Source organism: Vibrio rubrogenes (genome assembly GCF_059641415.1).
Window position 1 is genome coordinate 124,365 of record NZ_JCARSY010000005.1, and the last position, 13,842, is coordinate 138,206.

Annotated in this window: 13 protein-coding genes and 2 tRNA genes; 4 read left to right on the forward strand and 11 right to left on the reverse strand. The window is 46.2% G+C overall.

Annotated features, from left to right (window positions below; translation table 11 throughout):
* Nucleotides 1-111: 111 nt before the first annotated feature.
* From AC55NX_RS05870 to AC55NX_RS05910, 9 genes are all read right to left on the reverse strand, one after another.
* On the reverse strand, nucleotides 112-1,491 hold the full coding sequence (locus AC55NX_RS05870; protein ID WP_496994895.1) for a GtrA family protein: 1,380 nt from the start codon (nucleotides 1,489-1,491) through the stop codon (nucleotides 112-114).
* A complete protein-coding gene (locus AC55NX_RS05875; protein WP_496994896.1) occupies nucleotides 1,481-1,909 on the reverse strand; it encodes a GtrA family protein in 429 nt (142 codons plus the stop codon). The genes AC55NX_RS05870 and AC55NX_RS05875 overlap by 11 nt, the downstream gene beginning before the upstream one ends.
* Complete coding sequence (locus tag AC55NX_RS05880; protein WP_496994897.1) at nucleotides 1,875-2,837, reverse strand: glycosyltransferase family 2 protein; 963 nt, start codon at nucleotides 2,835-2,837, stop codon at nucleotides 1,875-1,877. The genes AC55NX_RS05875 and AC55NX_RS05880 overlap by 35 nt, the downstream gene beginning before the upstream one ends.
* 197 nt (nucleotides 2,838-3,034) lie before the next feature.
* Nucleotides 3,035-4,015: an alpha-L-glutamate ligase-like protein gene (locus AC55NX_RS05885; RefSeq protein ID WP_496994898.1), complete on the reverse strand. Its 981-nt coding sequence runs from the start codon at nucleotides 4,013-4,015 to the stop codon at nucleotides 3,035-3,037.
* Complete coding sequence (locus AC55NX_RS05890) at nucleotides 4,012-5,523, reverse strand: inactive transglutaminase family protein (protein ID WP_496994899.1); 1,512 nt, start codon at nucleotides 5,521-5,523, stop codon at nucleotides 4,012-4,014. Before AC55NX_RS05890 ends, AC55NX_RS05885 begins: the two co-directional genes overlap by 4 nt.
* Nucleotides 5,524-5,543: 20 nt before the next feature.
* Nucleotides 5,544-6,341, reverse strand: a complete 798-nt coding sequence (locus tag AC55NX_RS05895; protein ID WP_496994900.1) for an ATP-dependent zinc protease family protein — start codon at nucleotides 6,339-6,341, stop codon at nucleotides 5,544-5,546.
* 107 nt (nucleotides 6,342-6,448) lie between these two features.
* Nucleotides 6,449-7,420, reverse strand: a complete 972-nt coding sequence (gene cmoB, locus AC55NX_RS05900; RefSeq protein ID WP_059120958.1) for a tRNA 5-methoxyuridine(34)/uridine 5-oxyacetic acid(34) synthase CmoB — start codon at nucleotides 7,418-7,420, stop codon at nucleotides 6,449-6,451.
* Between the two features lie 117 nt (nucleotides 7,421-7,537).
* A complete protein-coding gene (gene cmoA / locus AC55NX_RS05905; RefSeq protein ID WP_077335880.1) occupies nucleotides 7,538-8,266 on the reverse strand; it encodes a carboxy-S-adenosyl-L-methionine synthase CmoA in 729 nt (242 codons plus the stop codon).
* Between the two features lie 103 nt (nucleotides 8,267-8,369).
* The gene (locus tag AC55NX_RS05910; protein WP_496994901.1) at nucleotides 8,370-9,239 is read right to left on the reverse strand and encodes a DUF72 domain-containing protein; all 870 of its coding nucleotides are present in this window, start codon (nucleotides 9,237-9,239) and stop codon (nucleotides 8,370-8,372) included.
* Nucleotides 9,240-9,574: 335 nt separating this feature from the next.
* On the opposite strand from AC55NX_RS05910, the gene aspS reads away from it, so the two are divergent.
* Together aspS and AC55NX_RS05920 are read left to right on the forward strand one after the other, a co-directional pair.
* Entirely contained in the window at nucleotides 9,575-11,347 is a 1,773-nt protein-coding gene (aspS, locus tag AC55NX_RS05915) for an aspartate--tRNA ligase (RefSeq protein ID WP_496994902.1), read from the forward strand.
* A 130-nt stretch (nucleotides 11,348-11,477) separates the two neighbouring features.
* Complete coding sequence (locus tag AC55NX_RS05920) at nucleotides 11,478-12,059, forward strand: thymidine kinase (protein WP_496994903.1); 582 nt, start codon at nucleotides 11,478-11,480, stop codon at nucleotides 12,057-12,059.
* A 49-nt stretch (nucleotides 12,060-12,108) separates the two neighbouring features.
* On the opposite strand, the gene AC55NX_RS05925 is transcribed toward AC55NX_RS05920, so the two are convergent.
* On the reverse strand, nucleotides 12,109-12,939 hold the full coding sequence (locus tag AC55NX_RS05925; protein WP_496994904.1) for an NAD(P)H-binding protein: 831 nt from the start codon (nucleotides 12,937-12,939) through the stop codon (nucleotides 12,109-12,111).
* A 9-nt stretch (nucleotides 12,940-12,948) separates the two neighbouring features.
* Complete coding sequence (locus AC55NX_RS05930) at nucleotides 12,949-13,191, reverse strand: TIGR02647 family protein (RefSeq protein ID WP_059120953.1); 243 nt, start codon at nucleotides 13,189-13,191, stop codon at nucleotides 12,949-12,951.
* Between the two features lie 262 nt (nucleotides 13,192-13,453).
* Between AC55NX_RS05930 and AC55NX_RS05935 the strand changes: the two genes are divergently transcribed.
* A tRNA-Cys gene (locus AC55NX_RS05935) sits at nucleotides 13,454-13,527 on the forward strand.
* Between the two features lie 20 nt (nucleotides 13,528-13,547).
* Nucleotides 13,548-13,623 (forward strand) — tRNA-Gly (locus AC55NX_RS05940).
* Nucleotides 13,624-13,842 lie beyond the last annotated feature (219 nt).

Below are 13,842 nucleotides of genomic sequence, written 5' to 3' on the forward strand. Positions count from 1 at the left end.
ATAAAAAAACCACCTGAAAAACAGGTGGTTTTTTGTTATGTATTATTCAGTTGTTCACAAGAGTTGGGCGGTGAATACCGCCCTTATGTCCGGGTGGAGGAGGATACTCATTTAATCAATAGAGACGAAGAGTTTATCAGCTTGTTTTTCCACGGTAGCCTCCCCGCGAACCTGTGCCCTCGGAACATCTTTGACAACGATGTCGCTATCATGCCAGCCATATTGATACAGATAAGGCTTGATATAGTGCAGTCTCAGGTTAGAGAGATTCTTAAATGCATCGGAACCGGTGAGTTTGTAGAAATAAGCACTGGTCTTGGTTTCATCCACACTGATAATAATTTGTTTGAACTGCTGCGGTTGTTGCAGATAATCGTGGGAATCATGCTCGGTTATCATTTCCGCAAAGAGAATGCGTTTCTCGTTGTAGCCATAGTTATATTGATGCATCTGCCACGCAAACGGGATAAACAGGGTCACCAACAGCAGGGCGCGCCACCAGAACCGGGGAGCTAACAACACCAGCATCGCCATTCCCAATGGAAGGGTGATACCAGAGCGTAGCGGTACTTTCACGCCCAGCGGAATGACACTGGCGTAAATGGAGAAGACTACCAGCAATGCGACGAGGGTGTATTTCAGATGATTTTTTAATGCCCAGCCGAGCGTCACTGCAACCGGGATATAGAACAGAGGACTTAATTCTGCCAGATAGCGGGCATTGCGTTCAAAGTTCCCCGCACTCTTGGCGATATTGGCAATAATCCCACTGATATCCGTCGATGGGGTTGATTTCCGCCATGAGACAAATTCAATAAACTGACCCGTTCCGTTCTGGATCAGGGTATAAGCGTAAACACTCAAATTCGCGACGGCATATCCGAGCACATAACCGGCAATCCAGAAACAGAGAAATTGCAGCAGGTTCCGGAAATTTTCTTCGTTCAACTGGCGGATAAAGAGCAAAGGCATCAGAAAATAGAATGCAGGGTAGGTCGCAAACAATAGGATACCGGACGTGAGTAAGATCACCGGGCGTGAATAGCGATCTTTCATGCAACTGAACAATGCCAGCATCAATGTACCGGGAATCAATGTCATCGGCCATTTGAACAACATGGTAAAATAAGGAACATTGATCACCAGTAGTGCGAAGCAGCAAGCCAGCCAGCGATCTTTTCTTACGCCCATCGCCACCTGATAACCAAAAATAAAGATAAATACATTGCATAGGGTGCCGGCGACAACAGCAGGAGTCAGCCGCAATAGGTCGAATAAAGCAAAATTAACCCAGCGCCCTTCAGAGACAAATTTAGACACATAATCGTCCATATAAGGTAAAGCATCATGTGCCACATTTTCCAACATGGATTCGTGTAAATTGAATAGTGTCCATATCAGAGTAAACGCCAGAATACCCCATTTGAGCAGGGAAACGGTATCGAATGGATTGTATAGCATCGAGGGGGATGAAACATGATTATTGATCATTTGTCCTCCGAGAAGAAAACACGGTGCGATAACCCAGATAGTTGATGGTCATCGAAACACCGATAGCGATAACCTGTGCAAAATAAACGAACATCGCGAGATGTTCGACCAACAGATACAACACGCCGCTACTACAGGCGAGTGACGATAGATTGACCAGACAAAACGGCAGCAACTGACCGCGCCGGGTGGAGCTTTTGAAGACAAAGCCTCGGTTGAGGATAAAACTGATCAGCATCCCGATCATATAAGACAGGATGGATGCCACGAGATAATAACCGAGAAGCTGATACAGAATGACGAATAGAATATAGCTCGTCCCGGTATTGATCATACCCACCAGCGCAAAACGGAGGGTTTGTTTGAGTTCGGGACGAATTCGGTTATCTGGCCACGGAATGTTTCTTGGTAGATTCAAGCGCTCTTCCTTTTTTCAGAATATAAAGCGGACGACCTTTCGATTCATTGTAGATCCGGGCGATATATTCACCGAGTATGCCAATTGAGATCAACTGTACGCCACCAACAAACAAAATAGCGACGAATAGCGAAGTCCAGCCGGAAACCCAGTGGTCGGTCATCAGACGAACATAAATCGAGTACATAAGCATCGCAAAGGCAACACCGGAACACAGGAATCCCATCATGATGGATAATTTCAGTGGTTTTACGGAAAACGACAGGATGCCATCTAATGCGAATTTAAGCATTTTACTCAGAGGATATTTAGATTCTCCGGCAAAGCGAGGTGAACGTTCATAAAGAATTGAAGTTTGGTTGAAGCCTATCCAGCTTACCATACCGCGAATAAAGCGCGCTTTTTCCGGCATGGCAGTCAGTTGATCAACCACTTGTCTGTCCATCAGCCGAAAATCTCCGGTATCTAATGGGATTGGGACTTCTGATAAGCGGTTGAGCATCCGGTAGAACAGTTTGGCTGAAGCAAGTTTAAAAGCTGATTCTCCTTCTCGATGATCCCGTGTACCATAGACCACATCATAACCATCTTCCCATTTGGCGATCATTTGCTCAATGAGCTTCGGTGGATCCTGCAAATCGGCATCAATCAATACCACGGCATCCCCGGTGCTGGCATCCAGTCCGGCCGTTACGGCTTGCTGATGACCAAAATTCCGGGAAAGAGAGAGCACGATAACCTGATGATGTCGACGGCTGTGTGCCAGTAGCTGTTGTTCAGTGTCATCCGAACTACCATCATTGACAAAAATTAACTCAAAACGGTAGCCGGGAATTGCATTCGTGACGGAAATTAGCTCTTTGACCGTAAAATCAATCACTTCACTTTCATTGAAACAAGGAACGATCACGGATATTTTCTTTTTCATATTCATAGTCTGCCACTTAGCTCCATCATGGATAACGACATAAATTCAGACTAGCAATCGAATGTAAGAATCATGACAAAACGAGGTGAAAAGATCAGCAACCTTGGGAGATAGTCGTAGTATGCCCCCCTGATACTATCTCTGGTGAGTTGCCTGTGCAGATAGGAATAGGATTGGGGGGCGGTGGTGTTCCGGGGTTATTGTGTTAAATGCTGTGATGTTGCTGCAAAATGATACATGGCATATTCAACACGCTCTTGGGGCGTTAACGGTAATTCAGGTGAACCCATATGTTCAATATGTCTGAGTCTGGGTAACAAACCCGCCCCATTGGCGATCTGGATGGCAAGACCGGGGCGAGCATTGAGTTCCAGTACCATCGGGCCTTTATTTTTATCCAGCACCATGTCGGTTCCGATATAGCCTAAGCCAGTCATTTCCCATGCTTGTGCAGCAAGTTCAAGCAGGCGTTGCCAGTGAGGTACTTCCAGCTCAATTAATGCTCGACCGGTATCCGGATGATGTGTCACAGGTTGTCCGAACTGCACCGCTCGTACCGCCTGACCGGTTGCAATATCAATTCCAACGCCAACAGCTCCCTGGTGTAAGTTTGCTTTTCCGTCCGATGCCCGGGTGGAAAGGCGCATCATGCACATCACTGGATAGCCTTTGAAAACAATGACCCGAACATCCGGTACGCCTTCGTAGCTGAAGCCGTCGAAACAGTCATCAAACTGAATCAGGTTTTCGATGACTGCCACATCATTTTTACCACCCAGAGAAAAGAGTCCGGCAAGCGCATTACTGACATGTCTTTCCACATCTTCAGCACTTAATGTGGCACCGGATGGTTTGACATACACACCGTTTTGATGGGAAGTCACCACCAAAATTCCTTTTCCGCCACTGCCGCGAGCGGGCTTAATGACAAAACTTGGCCATTGCTGAACCAGTTGATGAATTTGTTTGACTTCATACTGGTTCCGAATCACACCGATGAGCTGGGGGACGGTACATCCGGCTTTTTCGGCGAGGATTTTCGTCTGAAGCTTGTCATCAACTAAGGGATATTTAGAGCGATCATTGTAACGACCAATATAGCTATGGTTGCGTTTATTCATCCCCAGAATCCCCTTATGCCTTAAGCGAAAAGGGGAGGTATATTTTTCGAAAATCATAGTTCATCTACCAGAGGCTTAAAACGCTTTAATTCACTGACACGATAACCGGTATAAGTTCCCAGCAATAGAATGAGCGCCAACACAATCAACTGTAATCCGATAAAATTAAACGTGAGATGCTGAACATATGGATTCGTCATCCCCAGATAAACAAGAATTGCTGTAAACAGCGACCCTCCGCCTTGCAGAAAGACCTCTTTCGCACCGTCTTCTTCCCAGAGAATCGACATCCGCTCAATGGTCCATGAGAGAATAATCATGGGGAAGAAAGTAATGGTGAGCCCTTCAGTAATCCCAAGTCGGAAAGAGAGGACTGTAAAGAGCGAAATCATCAGAATAACAGCGATGATCACTGCTGATATTCGGGCCACAAGTAACAGATTCAGTTTGGACAGGTAACTTCGGATAAATAGCCCTGTACCAACAATCAATAGAAAACCGATGATACCCGTGAGCAGTTGCGTCTGGACAAACGCCACTGCGATAAGAACCGGCATGAATGTCCCGGATGTCTTGAGTCCGATAATGACGCGGAGAAACACCACGATCAGGGCACCGATAGGAATTAACATGATGGTTTTAAACATCGCTTGTTCTTCCAACGGTAGGCTATGAATCGATAGATTGAGCAATCCGTCCGCATTGACTTTACTGTTGGTGGCTTCCTGTGGCGAAACCTCGTGGGAAATCATGCTGAACTGTACCCGGCTATTTTTACCGCCGACAACATCAAGCAAGGAAACATTGGATTCGTCCCACACCAACAAATTCGGATGGTTCGCCTGTTTACCGGTGTCCGGATTAAAGACAATCCAACGTTCTCCGTCCCAGACTTCATTCATTGGCTCGATACTTTGACGACGACGACCGTCTTCCAGTTCCAGTACCCCGACAAGCTTATTGGGAATACCTGAGTATGAAAGCATCTTCTGAGTCGCTTCATATTTGGTCATCTGGTTCAGCAGGAGTTGTGCGTTCTGACTTTCCTCGTCATTCAGCGCTTTGATGAGCTCTCTGGTAAACGTAACATCATCGGCTGAACGTTCACTTGCCTGCGTAATCAGGGAGACCGCAGCGGCTTCTTCCGGGCTATCGAATGTTGGGCGATCAACCGGACCATGCGGTGGCTCAGGACGTGATTTGGCCTCAGGGTCGACAAGGAATTGTGTTTTATAATAGATAGTTTGTGGGCCACTGGCTCGGCGAATGGACCATTCGGCACGTCTGTTTCCCGGGGTCGATTCAAGATAAGAGACCCCATACCCCGGTGAGGAGGCGGATTCACTAATCAGCGTGAATCCGTCTTGTGTGTATGGCGCAGCAAGGGAAACTTTGGCCTCTTTACCCAGCGCATTAAACTGAATACGTGCTTCAATTTCCCAGACTTGTCTCGTCTCACCGGGGGTCCAGGGAACACCATAAACCTGATGGCGAAAAACGCTTAAATAAATGCCGATCGCAATCAGCAGTACGATAGAGATATAAAATGGAATTCGGGAGGTCATGATCAATACTCACCAGATAATTATTTGGCCGTGGATTGAACGAATTTTTTACTCACATCCACTAGCGCGATATCGCGGAGAAATTCACGTCCCAATAAGATTGGGTGTGACATTTGGGAGCGATCGGCAAGAGTAAATTCTGTCCGTTCACGAATATTCCCGACACTTATCCACAATTCAACAACAGCTCGTCGTTCGGTTTCCGACGTTGAGGCTTGTCGAATTTTGACATAGCGTAATACGGGTGCTTCGATCCAGTTGTCTTTGGCTTCTTTTTTAGCGGCTTTATCGCTGGCATTTTTTCTGTCTGCTGCTTTGTCCGCATCCTGTTCATTCCGGCCCGATAAATGGAATCGAACCCAGTCTTTCCCATTTCTTTCAAATTCTTCAATATCTGTAGCGTCCAGAGACGACGTTGCAGCCCCTGTATCTACCCGGGCATCGAATTTTTGTTTGATCGATTCGATACTGATTCGTTCAACCTGCCCGAGGATGACCTTATTCGCCGGCGCCGGATCAGATGAAACGAGATGTTGCAGTGATTGGGTCGGGTTAATCTCCTGCAGTGATGAATGCTGATAGTGATTCTGATTGAGTTTATGTATTTGCTGTTTTAAGGAAGAAACTTCATTTTCCAGACTATCGATGTAATCGACTTGATTACTCGACTGCAATTCTAGATTGGTCAGGCGCTGATTAATGTTGCTTTCTGTCCCATGAATTGCTGCGATTGTCTCTTGATGTAAGTTTCTTTCCTCTGTTGTGACGCATCCCGCTAGTGTGGATATTGCGGCCACAAGTGCAAGTCGTTTAAACATGAGTAACCTAATTCTTTAGTTGTTATGATTGATATAAAGCATTCAGTGGTGATTTCCACGGTCTAGCGTACTCTGATTTTTTATATTGCGCGTTAGATGTATGTCAATTATGGTTTACGGGCAACCAGAATCGCTCTTCTCGGTGCCGGATAGCCTTCAACTGTTTGCTTCGGATCCGCCGGGTCTAAATAGTCGGGCAATGAGTTATGTGTCATCCATGTGGTTGTTCGTTGCTCTTCTGTCGATGTTTCGTTTTCATCGGCAATGACAACATCAATAAATCCACATTTCTCCAGCCACACTTTTAATGCAAGTGCCGAAGGAAAGAAGTACACATTTCGCATTTGCGCGTAGCGATCCTTCGGAACCAACACCGCGCTTTCATCGCCTTCAATAACCAGCGTTTCCAGAATCAGTTCTCCGCCCGCAACAAGTTGATCTTTTAGCTGTAACAAATGGTCTAACGGTGAACGACGATGGTACAGAACACCCATACTAAATACCGTATCAAATGCTTCTAGTTTGGGAAGTGCCTCGATACCTAATGGTAATAAATGAGCCCTCTGATCATTTCCCATTAACCGGCGTATTGCTTCGAACTGAATCAAAAACAAGTGAGATGGGTCAACGCCGATACAAAGACGAGCACCTTCTCCCAGCATCCGCCACATATGGTAGCCATTACCACAGCCGACATCGAGTACATTTCGGTTTTTCAACGGAGAAATATGCGGTAAAACACGGTCCCATTTCCAATCTGAACGCCATTCAGTATCAATATGGATGCCATGAATGTGATAAGGCCCTTTTCGCCACGGATGAAATGTTTTCAGCAGGTTTTCCAGCTTTTTCTGTTCTCCCGCTGCTAAGGGGATTTGATTCCGGATGGCAACTTCAGTATGCAGTTCAACCTGATCCGGAGTGAATGTCGGGAGTTTATTCAATGACCTCAGCCAGCGCTCAAAATCTCCGTGCGAATCGTTTTGCCAATCCGTCAGTTGCTGAGGTAAAACATTCAGCCATGGCTGGAGGCGTTGATCTTGCGCGATGAGCTGATAAAAATTAGCAAAGTTAAACATTGAATCGAGTATCCTGCGAACGAAAAATAAAACTGGGAATAACCTCAGCAGAGTAAGGCGTTGTTTCGCCTGATGTTGGGCGAAACATGCTTATCCACTTTATATGAGCCGTCAACATCATTTGATAGCAAACATCGAACCGAAGTTAAAACACTGAAACCAAACGTCAAAACTACTGAAACCAATTCGGGCAAAACGATTTTTGTGCGTTTCAATGGTATCCGGTTGGAGGACGTTTTCAATGGCGCTGCGTTTCTGACTGATTTCCAGCTCACTGTAGCCGTTGGCCCGTTTGAATTCGTGATGTAAGTCGATGAGTAGATCATTGGTTGTTGTGTCCGCAAAGCGGTATTTTTCAGACAGAATCAGAATACCGCCCGGGCGTAATCCACGGTAGATATTTTCCAACAACTGGCTGCGATCATCCGGAGACAGAAACTGGAGGGTAAAATTCAGCACTACAATGGAGGCATTGGTGATCTCAATATCCCGGATATCTGCTTCAATCACCTTGACCGGTGTATCGGAGCGATAGGCTTCAATATGCATTCGACAACGTTCAACCATCGCGGATGAATTATCGACCGCGATAATGTGACAACCTTCGTGATGAATATGGCGACGCATCGAAAGGGTTGCCGCCCCCAGAGAACAGCCGAGATCATAAATATTGGTATTTGGCTTGGCAAAGCGTTCTGCCAGCATCCCGATGGTCGAAATAATATTATTGTAACCGGGAACGGAACGCTGAATCATATCAGGAAAGACCTCAACAACCCGCTCATCGAATGTAAAGTCTCCGATCTGTTGAATCGGTGCTGAATAGATGGTGTCTTTATGACTCATGTAAGCCTCGTGATATCTCTATGACAAACCGCCAATCAAGGGACGGAACCAAGAAAAGGGGCGTATTTTATGCAATAACCGTGTGATTGTCATCATGGGTAGATTAGAACATGCTGATCTGGTGATCGGCAGCGGCTCCGGGAAAAGGAGCAAGATCAGGTAGTTCGATCTGCTGTTGTAGCTGCTGATAAAGATGTTGCGCCAATTCGGGAGCCTGCTGGTTATCCGGAGTATGAATCATCAGATAGGGTTGTTTCCCTTGAGCGACCCACGTCGGGAGTTTCTGTATCCAAGGCGCGAAAAAGGCATCATTTTCCGCAATCTCCGGGTGGCCGATAAAACGAATCATCGGTCGATTCGCTGTAGCAATCGCATGAACGGGAACCTGGGGTTTTTTCTTTTGCGCATCGATGATCGCATCGCTGTCCGGCTGCGCGGCAAATACAGGGCGACTATCCATAATAATGCGATCCGCCTGAGTTTCGATCAGCCATTGATTGAATTGTTTTTCTTCGGGGCCTTTATGAAAAAAGGCCGGATGACGGACTTCGACGGCCAAGGGATAATCAGCCGGAAAGTAACGGCAGAAACGTTTCAACGCAGGAAGATGTGCCGGACTGAAAGCCGCAGGGAGCTGAATTGTCCACAGACCAACCCGCTCGTGAAGGGGCGCCATTAATTGCATGAAATGGTTCAGTAAATCTTCACAACCATTCAGCATCAACTCATGGGTGATTTGTTTGGGTAATTTAAAGGTAAACCTAAAGTCCGGGCCAGTCGCTGCTTTCCAATTGGCAACCGTAGTGGGGGAAGGGGATGCATAGAATGTTGTATTCCCTTCGACAGTGTGAAAAACTTGCGCGTATTTTTCGAGCCTCTCGGAAACGGAAGTTCCTCGCCCATATAGGGTTTGCTGCCATTGTGGGTGTGACCAGAGCGTCAGTCCGAGTCGAATAGGAAGTGTGTTTGTCATTTTTTCAATTTAAATTGTGTCAAATGCGCGATATCGTTTTGAAGAAGCCAGTCTTTTAGCGCTATAATCAGCGCTTATTTCTTTACACCGTCATGCACGGTGAGCACTGCGACTGAGTCATGAGCGCAGCGATGAACTTCAGGGTTACCGAGTCATCGAATACAGCGTGAACCAATGTAACGTGATCATCAAATATTGAATCGGTATTGTATGTCGGAATCACGTGGTTGAACAGTCGCACGGTTATTTAGGATATTTTGTTGTTGTCCGCTGGTTTGGAAATTCAAGCGGGCAGTGAAGATTTGAATCAGTTATTGGAAATTGGGAAACTCATTATGCGTAGCCATTATTGTGGTCACCTAAACAAGTCCCTTGTCGGGCAGAATGTAGAACTTTGTGGTTGGGTGAATCGTCGTCGGGATCTGGGCGGACTGATCTTTATTGATATGCGGGATCGTGAAGGACTGGTTCAGGTTGTGGTCGACCCTGATATGGCAGATGTCTTTGAGGTTGCGAACCAACTGCGTAGTGAGTTTTGTATTCGTTTGACCGGTGAAGTCAGAGCGCGTCCGGATTCTCAGATTAATCGCGATATGGCGACCGGAGAAGTTGAAATCCTTGCCACTGAGCTGGAAATTATCAACCGCTCTGACGTGTTGCCATTGGACTTTAATCAGAAAAACTCTGAAGAGCAGCGTTTGAAATATCGCTATCTGGACTTACGTCGTCCGGAAATGAGTGATCGCATCAAATTACGTGCGCGTGCGTCAAGCTTTGTGCGCCGTTTCCTCGATGGGCAAGGGTTCCTCGATATTGAAACACCGGTTTTGACCAAAGCAACACCTGAAGGGGCGCGGGATTATCTTGTACCGAGTCGGGTTCATAAAGGCAAGTTCTATGCATTGCCTCAGTCACCCCAGTTGTTTAAGCAATTGCTGATGATGTCCGGTTTTGACCGTTATTATCAGATTGTGAAGTGCTTCCGTGATGAAGACTTACGGGCCGATCGTCAGCCCGAATTTACGCAGATCGATATTGAAACGTCATTTATGACGGCTGACGAAGTCCGTGCTGTGACCGAAAAAATGGTTCGCGAAATGTGGCAAGAGCTGCTTGATGTCGATTTGGGCGCATTTCCGGTGATGAAATATAGTGAAGCAATGCGTCGTTTCGGCAGTGATAAGCCTGACCTGCGTAATCCGCTGGAACTGGTCGATGTTGCTGATTTAGTCAAAGATGTTGAGTTTAAAGTCTTCGCTGGCCCTGCCAATGATGCCAAAGGCCGGGTTGCCGTGATTCGTGTTCCCGGTGGTGCAAGTCTGACGCGTAAACAGATTGACGGATACGGTGAGTTTGTATCGATCTACGGTGCGAAAGGATTAGCATGGTTGAAAGTCAACGATCGTGACGCTGGTCTGGAGGGGATTCAGTCACCGGTGGCTAAATTCTTGTCTGAGTCGGTGATTGAAGCGATTCTGGAACGAACGCAGGCGCAAAGCGGCGATATCATTCTCTTTGGTGCCGATAAAGCCAACGTTGTGTCAGAAGCGTTGGGTGCGCTGCGGTTAAAACTGGGGACTGACTTGTCACTGACTGATGAGTCTGCCTGGGCGCCACTTTGGGTGGTTGATTTCCCAATGTTTGAAGAAGATGACGAAGGTCAGCTTCATGCGATGCACCATCCGTTCACTTCACCATTAGGTGTCACAGCCGATGAGCTGAGAGCTAATCCGGCAAATGTGAATTCAAATGCTTATGACATAGTCTTGAATGGCTATGAAGTCGGTGGTGGTTCGGTTCGTATCCATGATTCTGCGATGCAAACTGCTGTGTTTGATATTTTAGGTATCGAAGAAGATGAACAACGCCGGAAATTCGGCTTCCTGCTGGATGCTCTGAAATTCGGTACACCGCCTCATGCCGGTTTAGCTTTCGGTTTTGACCGTCTGGTGATGTTGCTTTGCGGCACAGAAAATATCCGCGACGTGATTGCATTTCCGAAGACAACCGCGGCAGCTTGCCCGATGACTGAAGCGCCAAGCGAGGCAAATCCCGCAGCACTTGAAGAGCTGGCGATTGCTGTGCGTGCCAAATTTGAAAATGTTTGATTAAGCGAAATGATGTAACAAAGGTGGCTGATTGCCACCTTTTTCGTATTTGGTATTGAGAAAAGAAATAAGTTGTACAGGCAATTTGGTTCATATTGAGATTGCCCGATTATGAACACAGGTAAATACTTTGGCCCAGATGTATTTTTATTACTCTGCAATGAATGCAGGGAAATCGACCACACTCCTTCAATCTTCTTTTAACTATCGGGAGCGGGGTATGAATCCCGTGATTTATACCGCAGCGATTGATGATCGATTCGGGGTCGGTAAAGTCAGCTCCCGAATCGGGTTAGAAGAAGAGGCTTATCTTTTTGGTGAGACTTCCAATCTGTTTGAGGAAATCGACCAATTACATCAGCAGATGAAAGTAGACTGTATTTTGGTTGACGAATGCCAGTTTTTGTCGAAAGAGCAGGTGTATCAGTTGACGGATGTGGTGGATCGACTTGGTATCCCGGTGCTGTGCTATGGATTGCGATCTGATTTTAAAGGTGAGCTTTTCCCGGGAAGTCAGTATCTGTTAGCTTGGGCAGATAAGCTGGTTGAGCTGAAAACCATTTGCCATTGTGGTAAAAAAGCCAACATGGTGGTACGTGTCGATGCACAAGGACGACCGATTGCCGAAGGGGCTCAGGTTGATATCGGTGGCAATGACCGTTATGTATCGGTATGTAGGAAACACTATAAAGAGGCGTTGGGGCGTCTGTGATTGGCCCCTTTTTGTTTACAAATAACGAATTATTATAAATAACAGATAATTATAGGTAACGAAGTGCATCCAGCGTGTGTTGATAATGGAATTGATAACCGCAACGGCAAAGTTTATCGCTGCTGACTTGTTTATCTTCTTGCGCGACAATCGGTGGCAGATTCGCTTCTGATGATACGGTGTCTAGTGCCGCTTGATAAAACTCCGCTTTGCTGACGGTTTCCGGGGTTGTGACATTAAAAATCCCCGAGAGCCCATTCTCAAGAATATAACGGATACTGCCAATGGCATCATCAAGATGCAGCATATTGGCCGGTGCCAGCGAGCTGACTTGTTTGAGTTTAGGGACAAAGCGAGCAGGATGGCGTTTAGGGCCGATTAATCCGCTAAAGCGCAGGATGGCATAATCTAACCCGCTATCGATCACATGCTGTTCGGCCGTGAGTAAAACCCGGGCTGATTCACTGAAATCAGCATTTTCCCGCGCGAGTGTCAGGCTCGCATCTTGTTCTGTCATGATACCGGGATGGTTGGGATAAACACCCGTCGTACTGATCATCACTAACTTTTTCACCTGCGCGATTTTGCATTGTTCAGTCAGATAGCCCCAATAATGCGCATATTCATCCTGTTTATTCTGCCTGAATCCGGGAGGAAAGCAGCCAATCACAACTTCTGCATTCTGGGCTGCAAGCGTTTCAGATAAAGGATTTTCGGACTGTTCGAAATGAAAGCAGAAACTGCGAATGCCCTCAAGTTTCAGGGCATCAGCGCCAGCTGGTGTGGTTTTACTGGCGAAAACACGGCAAAAATCAGATAAATGATGTGTCAGTGGTAAACCAAGCCAGCCGGCACCAATGATTGTGATATGTTTCGTCATGTTGGGTATTTATTCCGATTCTTGAGCCAGAACTCGAAGAATGCGGTCGGCATCCTGAGCGATTTCAATGCCTTCATCGGTTAAATAACCACCGTCCGGATGGGTACATAGATTTTTCCGATAGAGGGCTTCAACAGCATCTTGTACTTTCTTTTCAGCAGTTTTGTGGACTTTGATACCAGTATCACGACTATTCAGATCAAACTGAAGCAGTAAATTGAGCTCATTGAGTTGCTGCGCAGTAAATTTCATAGTGCTTTCACCTATTCACAAATGGATGGCATTACCATAGAAATAACCGCTGTATATCGCAACAGTTGAATGTTGAAATTGTTATGTCAGGAGGAGAATCTGACAGATTTTATTCGGCCAATTGGCGAGATTTGCATCGTTTGAGTGTAAAATAGGCAAATAATTCAAAAAGCCAAAAATTTTGTTGACTGGATTGGGTGAATCCGTAGAATGCGAACCCGTATCAGAGATGGTGATTTTATCTTTTCGATATGTTCAGGTCGGCGCGTTGGCAGAGTGGCTATGCAGCGGATTGCAAATCCGTGGACCTCGGTTCGACTCCGGGACGCGCCTCCATTCTCTTCTGAGATTTCAATGCGACACTAGCTCAGTTGGTAGAGCGCAACCTTGCCAAGGTTGAGGTCACGGGTTCGAACCCCGTGTGTCGCTCCAGATTTTCTTTCCTCAATATCACTTTCTGATAAGAACATATTATGGTCGTCAGTTTGTCTTTATATTCTTTATTCACGTTGCGATTTTCTCATTCTCGTTCAATCACATTGCGTCAATCAGAATGTGAACTTGAGCCTATATTGTGATGATAAACAACGAAATGGGCTAGACGTAAACGCCTCTTCATAGTATTTTGAACACTGTTTTTTATTTTGGTGT

Coding starts and splice junctions, on each gene's coding strand:
- cmoA (WP_077335880.1), bottom strand. CDS start 8,266: ATGAGTCATAAAGACACCATCTATTCAGCACCGATTCAACAGATCGGA.
- AC55NX_RS05895 (WP_496994900.1), bottom strand. CDS start 6,341: ATGTTTAAACGACTTGCACTTGTGGCCGCAATATCCACACTAGCGGGA.
- AC55NX_RS05870 (WP_496994895.1), bottom strand. CDS start 1,491: ATGATCAATAATCATGTTTCATCCCCCTCGATGCTATACAATCCATTC.
- aspS (WP_496994902.1), top strand. CDS start 9,575: ATGCGTAGCCATTATTGTGGTCACCTAAACAAGTCCCTTGTCGGGCAG.
- AC55NX_RS05930 (WP_059120953.1), bottom strand. CDS start 13,191: ATGAAATTTACTGCGCAGCAACTCAATGAGCTCAATTTACTGCTTCAG.
- cmoB (WP_059120958.1), bottom strand. CDS start 7,420: ATGTTTAACTTTGCTAATTTTTATCAGCTCATCGCGCAAGATCAACGC.
- AC55NX_RS05910 (WP_496994901.1), bottom strand. CDS start 9,239: ATGACAAACACACTTCCTATTCGACTCGGACTGACGCTCTGGTCACAC.
- AC55NX_RS05925 (WP_496994904.1), bottom strand. CDS start 12,939: ATGACGAAACATATCACAATCATTGGTGCCGGCTGGCTTGGTTTACCA.
- AC55NX_RS05890 (WP_496994899.1), bottom strand. CDS start 5,523: ATGACCTCCCGAATTCCATTTTATATCTCTATCGTACTGCTGATTGCG.
- AC55NX_RS05880 (WP_496994897.1), bottom strand. CDS start 2,837: ATGAAAAAGAAAATATCCGTGATCGTTCCTTGTTTCAATGAAAGTGAA.
- AC55NX_RS05885 (WP_496994898.1), bottom strand. CDS start 4,015: ATGATTTTCGAAAAATATACCTCCCCTTTTCGCTTAAGGCATAAGGGG.